Raw genomic sequence first — 11,573 nt, 5'->3', positions numbered from 1 at the left:
CGGTTTGCGCCCGGGCGGGCCCGCCGGGGGCCCGGGGGCGCCGCCCCGCGGCCCCCCGGTCGTTCAGGCGCCGCGGCGGGCGCGCAGACGGGTCAGCGCCTCCTCGAGGAGTGCGTCACCGTCCTCGTCGGAACGCCGCTCCCGCACGTAGGCCAGGTGCGTCTTGTACGGCTCGGTCCGCGGCGCCGGCGGGGGGTTCTGCTGGTCGATGCCAGCCGGCAGCCCGCACCGCGGGCAGTCCCAGGTCTCGGGCACCTCGACCTCGGCCGCGAAGGCGATCCGCGACTCGTGCCCGTTGGCGCACCAGAAACCGACGCGGTGGCGCGGGGCCGCCTCACCGCGCTCGACTTCTCCCATCGGGCCAGCACCCACTCGGCTGCCCCGGATCGCGTTCCCACCAGCCATGAACGGCCCCCTGACGTCGGCTCCGTCGGCGGTGACGAGTTGATCACCGTGCGGGCAGTCTAGGGCCTGCCAGGCGTTGCGCAGGTCACGATGCGGACACCGTCGGTACCGGCACGCGACCGGAAGGATGCCTTTTGCCAGCGGCACCCGCCCACGGCCTCGTCCGGAGGCTCGCCGCGAGCTCGCGACGGTGGGGCGAGGGGGTCCTCTCTCAGGCCTTGATCAGGATGCCCAGGGCGACGATGCAGACGGTCCAGAGGATCCCGAAGAGCACCGTGACCCGGTTGAGGTTCTTCTCGACGACCGAGCTGCCGGCCAGCGACGACGCGGCCGCACCACCGAACATCGACGACAGGCCACCACCCTTGCCGCGGTGCAGCAGGATCAGCACGATCAGCCCGATGCTCAGCAGGACGAGCAGCACGTTGAGGGCCAGTTCGATCACAGTTCGTCTCCTGTCCCGTGGACCGGGGGTGTGGGGCGGTGGACCCCAGCCGTCGGGGGCTCTCGACCTGCCAGCCTAACCGATGCCGTCAGGTCGTTCGGCCTGCCGGCGCGACCCGGCGGTCAGCGGACGCCGGCGGTGGCGACGTCGTACCCGCCGTAGGGCTGCATCACCAGTCCGTTGCGCAGCCGCTGCCCGGCCAGCAGCTGCACCCGGTTCTCCGCCAGCGGCACGTAGGTGGCCGTCTCCTCGACCGCGCGCACCACCTGCCGCCAGGCGTCGGCTGCGACCGCCGGCTCCGCCGCCGCACGAGCCGCGTCGATCAGCCCGTTCACCTGCGGGTCGTCCAGGCGCGCGTAGTTGGTGTTGCCGACCGGGCGCAGCGACCGCCCGTCGACCAGCGGCACCAGGAAGGACGCCGGCGTGGGGAAGTCCGCGGTCCAGGTGGCCAGCACCAGGCCGTAGCCGCCGGCGGTGACGGCGTCCCGGTTGCCGATGTCGGTGGCGTAGTAGGTGGCCGGGTCCAGCGGTCGGACCTCGGCCTGGATGCCCACCTCGGCGAGCTGCCCGGCGACCACGCCGGCCATCTCCACGATGGTCGGCACGTCCGGCACGGCGAAGGCCGTGCTGAAGCCGTCGGGGTGACCGCAGGAGGCGAGCTTCTCCCGGGCCAGGGAGAGGTCGACGTCCACCTCCTCGTCCTCCGGGCCACCGTCGAGCGCGCGCGGCCACAGCGTCGACGTGCGCACCACGTTGCCCGCACCGCCGAGGGCGTCCTGCACCGCACGCCGGTCGATCACGGCGGCCACCGCCGCCCGGCACTCGGCGTTGTTCATCGGCGCGACGGTGGTGGGGAGCGCGAGCAGGCGCAGCGCCCCGGTGGTCACGTCGTCGATCCGGCCCTCCAGGCCGCGGTCACCCAGCCGGGCCGCGGTGGCCTGCTGCACGCCCGTGCCGGACAGGTCGACGTCCGCCGAGCCGGCGAGCAGCGCCTGGTCGCGGGCGAGGCTGGACAACCCGCTGCGCACCACCACCCGGTCCGGCAGCCCGGTGCGGACGTCGTCGGTGGCCGGGTCCCACTCCGGGTTGCGCTCGAGCACCACGCCGGTCTGCGCGTCGACGGAGGCCACCGCGTACGGACCGGAGGAGATCGGGTCGGCGCCGTAGCTGCCGGCCGTGTCGTTCTCCGCGGGCACCGGACTGCTGGAGGGCAGCGCCAGCACGAACGGGAAGTCCGGCGTCGGGGTCGTGAGGGTGAAGACGATCGTCCGGTCGTCGGGTGTGGCGATCGCCGGCAGCCCCAGCCGCTCCGGCGTCTCGTCCTGGTACGGCCCGGCGTACGGGTCGGCCCGGTCGTCGAGCAGGTCGACGACGTAGGTCGGCCCGCCGACGACGACGTCGGAGGCGAAGGACCGCTCGATGCCGTACTTGACGTCGCGGGAGGTGATCGGCCGTCCGGTCTCGAACCGCACGCCTTCCCGGAGGGTGAACGTCCAGGTGCGGCCGCCGTCGGTCGTCGTGCCGAGATCGGTGGCCAGATCGGGCACCAGCTCGTCAGTGCTTCCGGGCTCGGAGGAGTACGTGACCAGGGTGCGCACGTAGAGCCGCATCAGGTTCCACACGCCGGGCACGTAGGAGCGCTGCGGGTCCAGGCTGTCGATCTCCCCGGCCACCAGGCGCAGCGTGCCGCCGGGCTCGTCCGAGGGGCTCCGCACCCCGTCGACACCGCTGTTGACCTCGCCGCTCTGCGTGGGCACCCCGGCCACCCCGGTGTTGCCCGTGCCGCACCCGCTGAGGACCACGAGGACGAGCAGGGCCGCCAGCACGACGGCCGGTCGCGCCGCGCCCTCTCGGGTACGACGGCGGACCGGCCGTCGGTCGTTGCTGTGCATCACCGTGGTGCTGCTCCGCCCGGGTCGGTGCCGGCGGCGGTCAGCTCCCGTCGGCGGCGTGTCGGCAGATCGATGCGAACTCGTCAGCGTCCAGGCTGGCACCGCCGACGAGCGCTCCGTCGACGTCCGGCCCGGCGAGGATGCCGGCCGTGTTGCCGGCCTTCACCGATCCGCCGTAGAGGATACGGACGCGAGCGCCCGTCTCCGCGCCGAAGCGCTCGGCGAGCCGCGCCCGCAGCGCCGCACACACCTCTTGCGCATCATCCGGGGTGGCCACCTCACCGGTGCCGATGGCCCACACCGGCTCGTAGGCGATCACGATGCCGGGACCGACGCCCTCGGCGCCGACGACCTGCTCGGCGGTGAGGCCGGCCAGGGCAGCGTCGAGCTGGTCGGTGCAGTACGCCACGTGGGCGCCGGCCCGGCGGACGTCGAGCCCCTCCCCCACGCACAGGATCGGCGCGATCCCGTGCCGCAGCGCGGCCTGGACCTTGGCCGCCGCGACGGCGTCGTCCTCCCCGTGCAGCGTGCGCCGCTCGGAGTGGCCGACCAGCACGTACCGGCAGGCCAGCGCGGCGAGCATCGCCCCGCTCACCTCGCCGGTGTACGCCCCGGAGTCGTGCGCCGAGAGGTCCTGGGCGCCGTAGCCGATCTCCAGCTTGTCGCCGGCCACCAGCGTCTGCACGCTGCGCAGCGCGGTGAACGGGGGCACCACGACGACCTCGGCCGCCTCCAGCTGCTGCTCCTTCAATGAGAAGGCCAGCTTCTGCACCAGGCCGATGGCCTCGAGGTGGGTCAGGTGCATCTTCCAGTTGCCGGCGATGAGCGGGCGGCGCCCCTCCCGGGGCGCCGGGGTGCTCTTCGTGCGTGCCATGCCGCCGCCTCAGTCCGCGAGCACCGCGAGGCCGGGGAGCTCCCGGCCCTCGAGGTACTCCAGCGACGCGCCGCCGCCGGTGCTGATGTGGCCGTAGGCGGCCTCGTCGAGGCCCAGCTGCCGCACCGAGGCGGCCGAGTCGCCACCACCGACGACGGACAGCCCGTCGACGCCGGCGACCGCCTGGGCGACCCCGCGGGTGCCGCCCTGGAAGGGGGCCAGCTCGAAGACGCCCATCGGCCCGTTCCAGAAGACGGTGTGCGCCCCGGACAGGGCCTCGGTGAACAGCTCGACGCTCTTCGGCCCGATGTCCAGGCTCATCTCGTCGGCCGGGATCCCGGTGGCCGGCAGCACCCGGGTCGGCGCGTCGGCGCTGAACTCCGGGGTGACGACGACGTCGACCGGCAGCACGATGCGGTCGCCGGCCTCGGCCAGCAGCCGCTTGCAGGTGTCGACCTGGTCGGCCTCCAGCAGCGACGTGCCGACCTCGAGGCCCCGGGCGGCGAGGAAGGTGTAGGTCATCCCCCCGCCGATCAGCAGCCGGTCGACCTTGGGCAGCAGCGCCTCGATCACGCCCAGCTTGTCGCTGACCTTCGAGCCGCCGAGGACGACCACGTAGGGCCGCTCGGGGCTCTCGGTGAGCCGGGTGAGCACCTCGAGCTCGCGGGCGACGAGCCGGCCGGCGGCGTGCGGCAGCCGCTGCGCGACGTCGAACACCGATGCGTGCTTGCGGTGCACCGCGCCGAACGCGTCGTCGACGTAGAGCTCGGCCAGGCCGGCGAGCCGGTCGGCGAGCTCGCCGCGGACGGCGTCGTCCTTGCTGGTCTCGGCGGCCTCGAAGCGGACGTTCTCCAGCAGCAGGACGTCGCCGTCGGCCAGGGCCGCGGCCTTTGCCGTGGCGTCCGGGCCGGCGACGTCGGCAGCGAGCGGCACCGTGGTGCCGAGCAGCTCACCGAGCCGCGCGGCCACCGGGGCCAGGGAGAACTGCGGGTCCGGCTCACCCTTGGGCCGGCCGAGGTGGGCGGCGACGACGACGCGGGCGCCCGCCTCGCGGAGCGCGCCGATCGTCGGCACGCTGGCCCGGATCCGGCCGTCGTCGGTGATCTCGCCGCTGTTCTTGTCCAGCGGGACGTTCAGGTCGGCGCGCAGCAGCACGCGCCGACCCGACACCCCGTCGGCGATGAGCTCGTCGACGGACCGCATCAGAGCTTGCTGCCCACCAGGACGACGGAGTCGACGAGGCGGTTGGAGTAGCCCCACTCGTTGTCGTACCAGCCGACGACCTTGACCTGGTTGCCGAAGACCTTGGTCAGCCCGGCGTCGTAGATGCAGGAGGCCGGGTCGGTGACGATGTCGGAGGAGACGATCGGCGCGTCGGTGTAGACCAGGTACGGCGCCAGCGGACCGGCGGCGGCGGCCTTGTAGGCGGCGTCGACCTCCTCGACGGTGACCTCGCGGGACAGCGTGACGGTGAGGTCGGTCGCCGAGCCGGTCGGCACCGGGACGCGCAGCGCGTAGCCGTCGAGCTTGCCCTTGAGCTCCGGGAGCACCAGGCCGATGGCCTTGGCCGCTCCGGTCGAGGTCGGCACGATGTTCAGCGCGGCGGCGCGGGCCCGGCGCAGGTCCTTGTGCGGGCCGTCCTGCAGGTTCTGGTCGGCGGTGTAGGCGTGGATCGTGGTCATCAGGCCGCGCTCGATGCCGAAGGCGTCGTTGAGGACCTTGGCCAGCGGGGCCAGGCAGTTGGTGGTGCAGGACGCGTTGCTGATGATCGTCTGCGAGCCGTCGTACTGCTCGTGGTTGACGCCCATCACGATCGTCAGGTCGTCGCCGGTGGCCGGCGCCGAGATGACGACCTTCTTGGCCCCACCGGCGTCGACGTGCTTGCGCGCGTCGTCGGCCTTGGTGAAGAAGCCGGTGGACTCGACGACGACGTCGACGCCCAGCTCCCCCCAGGGCAGGTTGGCCGGGTCGCGCTCGGCCAGCACCTTGATGGTCTTCTCGCCGACCTTGATGCCGCCGTCGACGGCGGCGACGTCCTCGGCCAGCTTGCCCAGGATGCTGTCGTACTTCAGCAGGTGGGCCAGCGTCTCGCTCGTGGTCAGGTCGTTGACCGCGACGATCTCGATGTCCTGACCGCTGGCGGCCGCTGCCCGATAGAAGTTGCGGCCGATCCGGCCGAACCCGTTGATCCCGACCCGTACCGTCACTGCGGACCTCCCAGACCGTGTTGCCCAGCCGGACCGGTCGGCCCAGCGGCACCGTCGGCCGCGCGGGTGCGCGGCCACATTCCGCCCACACCCTATCGGCCCCCCACGGCCTCCCCCGACGCCGCCAGGTGGACTCCCGGGGACACCCCGGAATACGTCCGCGACGTCTTCCCGACCAGGTCAGGAAGACGTCGCGGACGTCTGGCGAGGTGCCGCCCGGCCCCGTCCAGAGGCTCGCGCCAGCCCGCGAGGCATGAGGAGGACGGGTCCTCCCGCTACTGGGCCAGCATGTCGTCGGTGACCACGGACTCGGTGTCCGGGATGCCGAGGTCCTTGGCGCGCTTGTCGGCCATCGCCAGGAGACGCCGTATGCGTCCGGCGACAGCGTCCTTCGTCATCGGCGGGTCGGCGCGCTGGCCGAGCTCCTCCAGCGACGCCTGGCCGAACTCCAGGCGCAGCCGCCCGGCGACGAGCAGGTGCTCGGGTGCGTCCTGCCCGAGGATCTCCAGCGCCCGCTCGACACGGGCGCTGGCGGCGACCGCTGCGCGCGCGGAGCGGCGCAGGTTGGCGTCGTCGAAGTTGGCCAGCCGGTTGGCGGTCGCCCGGACCTCGCGGCGCATCCGCCGCTCCTCCCAGGCGAGCACCGCGTCGTGCGCGCCCATCCGAGTCAGCAGTGCACCGATGGCGTCACCGTCGCGGACGACGACCCGGTCGGTGCCGCGGACCTCGCGGGCCTTGGCCGCGATCCCGAGCCGGCGGGCCGCGCCGACCAGGGCCATGGCGGCCTCCGGGCCGGGGCAGGTGACCTCCAGGGACGACGAACGCCCCGGCTCGGTCAGCGAGCCGTGCGCCAGGAAGGCCCCGCGCCAGGCCGCCTCCGCGTCGCCGATCCCACCGGAGACGACCGACGGCGGGAGGCCCCGCACCGGCCGGCCCCGCTGGTCGACCAGGCCGGTCTGCCGGGCCAGGCCCTCACCGTGCTTGGCGATCCGCACCAGGTAGCGCACGCCGCGGCGGATGTTGCCGCCGGCGAGCACGCTCACCCCGCTGGTGTAGCCGTAGACCTCGCTGATGTCCCGGCGCAGCCGGCGGGCCACCGAGCCGGTGTCCAGCTCCGCCTCGATCACCACCCGGCCGCCCACGATGTGCAGGCCGCCGGAGAAGCGCAGCAGCGCCGTCACCTCGGCCTTGCGCTCGGACGTCCTGGTGCACTCCACGCGGGAGAGCTCGTCCTTCACCATCGCGGTCATCGCCACGTCGTCCACCCCCGTGCCCGCACGGAGCGACCGGTCCTCGAGCATCCCGTCATCGCCATCAGCGGTCTTCCCTCTCCCCCAGGTGTGCCGGTCGGGCACCGGTGCCCCGGTGCCCGACTCCCCCGCCGCTCGTTCACCGGGCACCGACCACGGAGGCCAGTGCCGCGGCGAGCCGCGCGGGGTCGTGCTGTGGTGTGCCGTCGGACGCAGCGACCGGTGCCAGCACCAGTTCTGCCCCGCATCCCTGCACAGCAGACAGGAGACCACGCCGGTCAACAACTGCAGCGGCATCCGCGATCACCGTGTGCAGCGACACGCCTCCCAGATGTGCCTGCAGCACGGCGAGGTGCTCCTGGGGCGAGAAGCCGTCGGTCTCGCCCGGCTGCGGCTCCAGGTTCAGCACGACGACGACCCGCGCCGGGCTCGCCGCCAGCGCCGCCCGCAGGCGTGGCACGAGCAGGTGCGGCAGCACGGAGGTGTACCAGGACCCCGGCCCCAGGCACACCACGTCGGCGCGCGCGATCGCCGCCAGCACCGGCTCGGGTACCGGCGGGTCGGCCGGCGAGACCCGGATGTCCCGGACCCGCCCCGGGGTGGAGGCGATGGCGACCTGGCCGCGGATGCGCCGGGTCTCCTGCGGGTCGTCGGGGTCGGTGCTCACCACGGTGGCCACCAGGTCCAGCGGGACCCCGGCCATCGGGAGCACCCGGCCCCGAGCGCCCAGCAGCTCCTCCAGCACGCCCAGGGCGCGCACGCTGTCGCCGCCGTGCATCTCGGTGAGCCCGGTGAGCATGAGGTTGCCCACCGGGTGGCCGGCGAGCACCCCGCTGCCGCCGAAGCGGTGCTGCAGCAGCTCGGCCACCTGCGGGGCGCTGCCCTCGTCGCCGGCGAGCGCCGCCAGCGCCATCCGCAGGTCGCCGGGGGGCAGGACCGGGATCTCCCGGCGGATCCGGCCCGAGGAGCCGCCGTCGTCGGCGACGGTGACCACCGCCGTCAGGTCAGTGGTCAGCCGCCGCCAGGCCGCCAGCGACGCGGCGAGACCGTGGCCGCCGCCGAGCGCGACGACGCGCAGCGGTGCGCCTCCGGGCGCGACCACTACTCGCGCCCCAGGTCGCGGTGCCGGGCACTGGCCGGCACTCCCAGGGCGTTCAGCCGGCGGGCGAACTCCTCGGCGATCGCGACGCTGCGGTGCTTGCCGCCGGTGCAGCCCACCGCGAGGGTCAGGTAGCGCTTGCCCTCGCGCCGGTACCCGGGGAGCAGCAGGTCGAGCACCCGCATGTAGCCGTCGATGAACTCCGGCGCGTGGTCCTGCGTGAGCACGTAGTCGCGCACCTCGGCGTCCTGCCCGGTCCGCGGCCGCAGCTCGGGGACCCAGTGCGGGTTCGGCAGGAACCGGGCGTCGACGACGAGGTCGGCGTCCAGCGGCAGGCCGTACTTGAACCCGAAGCTGAGCACGGTGGCCACCACCTGCGGCGGGGCGCCGTCCGCGACGAACGCCGCCTCCAGGGTGTCGCGCAGCTGGTGCACGTTCAGGTCGCTGGTGTCGACCCACAGGTCGGCCTCCCCGGCGATGCCGGTGAGCAGCTCGCGCTCGGCCTCGATGCCGTCGATGAGCCGACCGCTGCCCTGCAGCGGGTGCTCGCGGCGCACCGACTCGTATCGCCTGATCAGCACCTCGTCGCGGGCGTGCACGTACACGACCCGCGGGCGGTGGCCGGCGTCGGCCAGCAGCCGGATCGACTCCTCGAGGTCGCTGGAGAACGCCCGGCTGCGCACGTCGACGACGGCGGCGAACCGGCGCAGGTCACCCCGGGCGCCGAGCTCCACCATCGCCTTGAGCAGCGCCGGCGGGAGGTTGTCGACGACGAAGAAGCCGAGGTCCTCGAGCACTCTCCCCGCGCTGTTCTTCCCCGCCCCGGACAGCCCGGTGACGACGACGACGTCCAGCGGGGCCACCTCGGTGCTGGCGCCGTCGGCGGACGGCGGGACGTCGGTCTGCGGCCCGGCGGGGGCGCTGTGGTCGGCCACGCTCATGCCCCCGCCCCGGTACCGGCCCCGGTCGCGAGCCCTGCGCCGGCGGCCGGCCGCACCCGACCCACCTCCGCCATCTCACCGGCGTCGACACCGGGAACGGACTGCGGCGCCGGCTCCACCTCGGGCTCGGGGTCCGCGGTGGCGTCCGCCGCTGTCGCCGTCGGCTCGGTGACCGCCGCGAGGACCGCCTCGGCGGTGCGCCGGCCGATGCCCGGCACCGCGGTGAGCTCCTCGACGGTGGCGGCCCGTAGCCGTTTGAGCGATCCGAACTGCTTCATCAGAGCCTTCCGCCGGGTCTCGCCCAGCCCCGGCACGTCGTCGAGGAGGGAGACCAGCATCGTCGTCGATCGTCGCTGCCGGTGGTAGGTGATCGCGAACCGATGGGCCTCGTCGCGTACCCGCTGGAGCAGGTAGAGGGCCTCGGAGGTGCGCGGCAGGATGACCGGATCGGGGTCGTCCGGCAGCCAGACCTCCTCCATCCGCTTCGCCAGGCCGCACACCGCGACGTCGACGATGCCCAGCTCGGCGAGCGAGCGGCTGGCCGCGGCCACCTGCGGGGCGCCTCCGTCGACGACCAGCAGGTTCGGCGGGTAGGCGAACCGCCGGGGGCGGCCCTCCTCCGCCGCCACGCCCTGCTCGTCGCGGCGGTCCTGCTCCTCCTTGAGGTGCCGGGCGAACCGACGCCGGACGACCTCGGCCATCGCGGCGGTGTCGTCGGTGCCCTGGGCGACGGAGAAGCGCCGGTAGTCGGACTTCTTCGCCAGCCCGTCCTCGAACACGACCATGCTGGCCACCACGTTGGTGCCCTGGACGTGCGAGATGTCGATGCACTCGATCCGCAGCGGGGCGTCGGGCAGGTCCAGCGCCTCCTGGATCTCCGAGAGGGCCAGGGACCGGGCGGTGAGGTCGCTGGCGCGCTTGACCCGGTGCCGCGCGAAGGACTCCTTGGCGTTGCGTTCGACGGTCTCCATCAGGCTGCGCTTGTCGCCGCGCTGGGGCACGCGCAGGGAGACCCGTGAGCCGCGCAGCTCGCTGAGCAGCTCGGCGTACACCTCGGCATCGTCGGGCAGCTCGGGCACGAGCACCTCGCGGGGCACGGAGTCACCGGCCTCGCCGAGGCCGGTCTGCTCGTCGACGCCGCCGTAGACCTGGAGCAGGAACTGCTCGACCAGCTGCCCGGTGGTGACGTCCTCGACCTTGTCGATGATCCAGCCGCGCTGACCGCGGACCCGGCCACCGCGGACGTGGAACACCTGGACGGCGGCCTCCAGCTCGTCCTGGGCGAACGCGACGACGTCGGCGTCGGTGCCGTCGCCGAGGACGACGGCCTGCTTCTCCAGCGCGCGCCGGAGGGCACCGAGGTCGTCGCGCAGCCGGGCGGCCCTCTCGTACTCCATCTGCTCGGCGGCCTCGGCCATCTCCCGCTCGAGCCGGCGGATGATCGGGTCGGTGCGGCCGCCCATGAAGTCGCAGAAGTCGTCGACGATCTCGCGGTGCTCCTCGGGGCTGACCCGGCCGACGCACGGCGCGGCGCACTTGCCGATGTAGCCGAGCAGGCACGGCCGGCCGATCTGGCCGGCCCGCTTGAAGACCCCGGTGGAGCAGGTGCGGGCCGGGAAGACCCGGGTCAGCGTGTCCAGCGTCTCGCGGATCGCCCAGGCGTGCGCGTACGGGCCGAAGTAGCGCACGCCCTTGCGCTTGGGGCCCCGCATGACCTGCAGCCGCGGGTACTCCTCGTTCAAGGTGACCGCGAGGCTGGGGTAGCTCTTGTCGTCGCGGTACCGGACGTTGAACCGCGGGTCGAACTCCTTGATCCAGTTGTACTCGAGCTGGAGCGCCTCGACCTCGGTGCCGACGACGGTCCACTCCACGCTGGCGGCGGTGGTGACCATCTGCCGGGTGCGCGGGTGCAGACCCCAGACGTCGGCGAAGTAGCTGTTCAGCCGCTGCCGGAGGCTCTTGGCCTTGCCGACGTAGATGACCCGGCCGGCCGGGTCGCGGAACTTGTAGACCCCCGGGTCCTCCGGGATGCTGCCGACCGCCGGTCGGTACGTGGACGGGTCGGGCATGCCCCCAGGTTATGTCGGCACGCCGACGGTCCGGCGTCCCACCGACGACCTGCGGGAACGCCCTCGCCCCGCCCTCCCCGTCGTCCTCGCAACCGCCTCGCCGTCCCCCGCCGACGGGCACAGCGGGGAGTGCCGCACCCACCTCCTGGCGGGGCCTGTGCTCTGCTCACCACGGGTGAGCAGAGCACAAGCTGCGCGGAGTCCGCTGAGACCCCGGACCCGGCGGCACGGCCGGGTCGGCGACGGCCTGCGGGAACGACCGAGCCCCGGGGGGGGGGGGGGGGGGGGGGGGGGGGGGGGGGGGGGGGGGGCCCGGGGGGGGGGGGGGGGGGGGGGGGGGGGGGGGGGGGGGGGGGGGGGGGGGGGGGGGGGGGGGGTGGTGGGTCCGCGC

At 74.0% G+C, this 11,573-nt stretch carries 10 protein-coding genes; all 10 read right to left on the bottom strand.

The annotated features are described in order from the left end of the window. Window positions 1-63 precede the first annotated feature (63 nt). Entirely contained in the window at window positions 64-405 is a 342-nt protein-coding gene (locus ACI79Y_RS19410; protein WP_457160066.1) for an RNA polymerase-binding protein RbpA, read from the bottom strand. Between the two features lie 211 nt (window positions 406-616). Next, window positions 617-850: a preprotein translocase subunit SecG gene (gene secG, locus ACI79Y_RS19405; RefSeq protein WP_457085369.1), complete on the bottom strand. Its 234-nt coding sequence runs from the start codon at window positions 848-850 to the stop codon at window positions 617-619. A 122-nt stretch (window positions 851-972) separates the two neighbouring features. Further along, a complete protein-coding gene (locus ACI79Y_RS19400; protein ID WP_457160065.1) occupies window positions 973-2,742 on the bottom strand; it encodes an ABC transporter substrate-binding protein in 1,770 nt (589 codons plus the stop codon). Window positions 2,743-2,782: 40 nt separating this feature from the next. Next, window positions 2,783-3,616 carry a triose-phosphate isomerase gene (tpiA, locus tag ACI79Y_RS19395; RefSeq protein ID WP_457160064.1) on the bottom strand — a complete coding sequence of 278 codons (834 nt, stop codon included), beginning with the start codon at window positions 3,614-3,616 and terminating at the stop codon, window positions 2,783-2,785. Window positions 3,617-3,625: 9 nt separating this feature from the next. Next, the gene (locus ACI79Y_RS19390) at window positions 3,626-4,819 is read right to left on the bottom strand and encodes a phosphoglycerate kinase (protein ID WP_457160063.1); all 1,194 of its coding nucleotides are present in this window, start codon (window positions 4,817-4,819) and stop codon (window positions 3,626-3,628) included. Beyond that, window positions 4,819-5,823, bottom strand: a complete 1,005-nt coding sequence (gene gap / locus ACI79Y_RS19385) for a type I glyceraldehyde-3-phosphate dehydrogenase (RefSeq protein ID WP_457160062.1) — start codon at window positions 5,821-5,823, stop codon at window positions 4,819-4,821. The genes ACI79Y_RS19390 and gap overlap by 1 nt, the downstream gene beginning before the upstream one ends. A gap of 275 nt (window positions 5,824-6,098) precedes the next feature. Then, the gene (gene whiA, locus ACI79Y_RS19380) at window positions 6,099-7,073 is read right to left on the bottom strand and encodes a DNA-binding protein WhiA (protein WP_457085364.1); all 975 of its coding nucleotides are present in this window, start codon (window positions 7,071-7,073) and stop codon (window positions 6,099-6,101) included. Between the two features lie 139 nt (window positions 7,074-7,212). Next, the gene (locus tag ACI79Y_RS19375; protein WP_457160061.1) at window positions 7,213-8,175 is read right to left on the bottom strand and encodes a gluconeogenesis factor YvcK family protein; all 963 of its coding nucleotides are present in this window, start codon (window positions 8,173-8,175) and stop codon (window positions 7,213-7,215) included. Beyond that, entirely contained in the window at window positions 8,175-9,113 is a 939-nt protein-coding gene (gene rapZ / locus ACI79Y_RS19370) for an RNase adapter RapZ (RefSeq protein WP_457160060.1), read from the bottom strand. The genes ACI79Y_RS19375 and rapZ overlap by 1 nt, the downstream gene beginning before the upstream one ends. Continuing rightward, the gene (uvrC, locus tag ACI79Y_RS19365; RefSeq protein ID WP_457160059.1) at window positions 9,110-11,182 is read right to left on the bottom strand and encodes an excinuclease ABC subunit UvrC; all 2,073 of its coding nucleotides are present in this window, start codon (window positions 11,180-11,182) and stop codon (window positions 9,110-9,112) included. The genes rapZ and uvrC overlap by 4 nt, the downstream gene beginning before the upstream one ends. Window positions 11,183-11,573: the final 391 nt, after the last annotated feature.

It is taken from the genome of Modestobacter sp. SYSU DS0875, from assembly GCF_054050915.1.
The sequence above is the reverse complement of the archived record's forward strand: the minus strand, read 5'-3'. Positions and strand labels throughout refer to the sequence as shown.

What these genes read in the sequence shown, in the direction of transcription:
- ACI79Y_RS19410 (WP_457160066.1), bottom strand. Translation starts at nt 405, where the DNA reads ATGGCTGGTGGGAACGCGATCCGGGGCAGCCGAGTGGGTGCTGGCCCG.
- ACI79Y_RS19400 (WP_457160065.1), bottom strand. Translation starts at nt 2,742, where the DNA reads ATGCACAGCAACGACCGACGGCCGGTCCGCCGTCGTACCCGAGAGGGC.
- tpiA (WP_457160064.1), bottom strand. Translation starts at nt 3,616, where the DNA reads ATGGCACGCACGAAGAGCACCCCGGCGCCCCGGGAGGGGCGCCGCCCG.
- ACI79Y_RS19390 (WP_457160063.1), bottom strand. Translation starts at nt 4,819, where the DNA reads ATGCGGTCCGTCGACGAGCTCATCGCCGACGGGGTGTCGGGTCGGCGC.
- whiA (WP_457085364.1), bottom strand. Translation starts at nt 7,073, where the DNA reads ATGACCGCGATGGTGAAGGACGAGCTCTCCCGCGTGGAGTGCACCAGG.
- rapZ (WP_457160060.1), bottom strand. Translation starts at nt 9,113, where the DNA reads ATGAGCGTGGCCGACCACAGCGCCCCCGCCGGGCCGCAGACCGACGTC.
- uvrC (WP_457160059.1), bottom strand. Translation starts at nt 11,182, where the DNA reads ATGCCCGACCCGTCCACGTACCGACCGGCGGTCGGCAGCATCCCGGAG.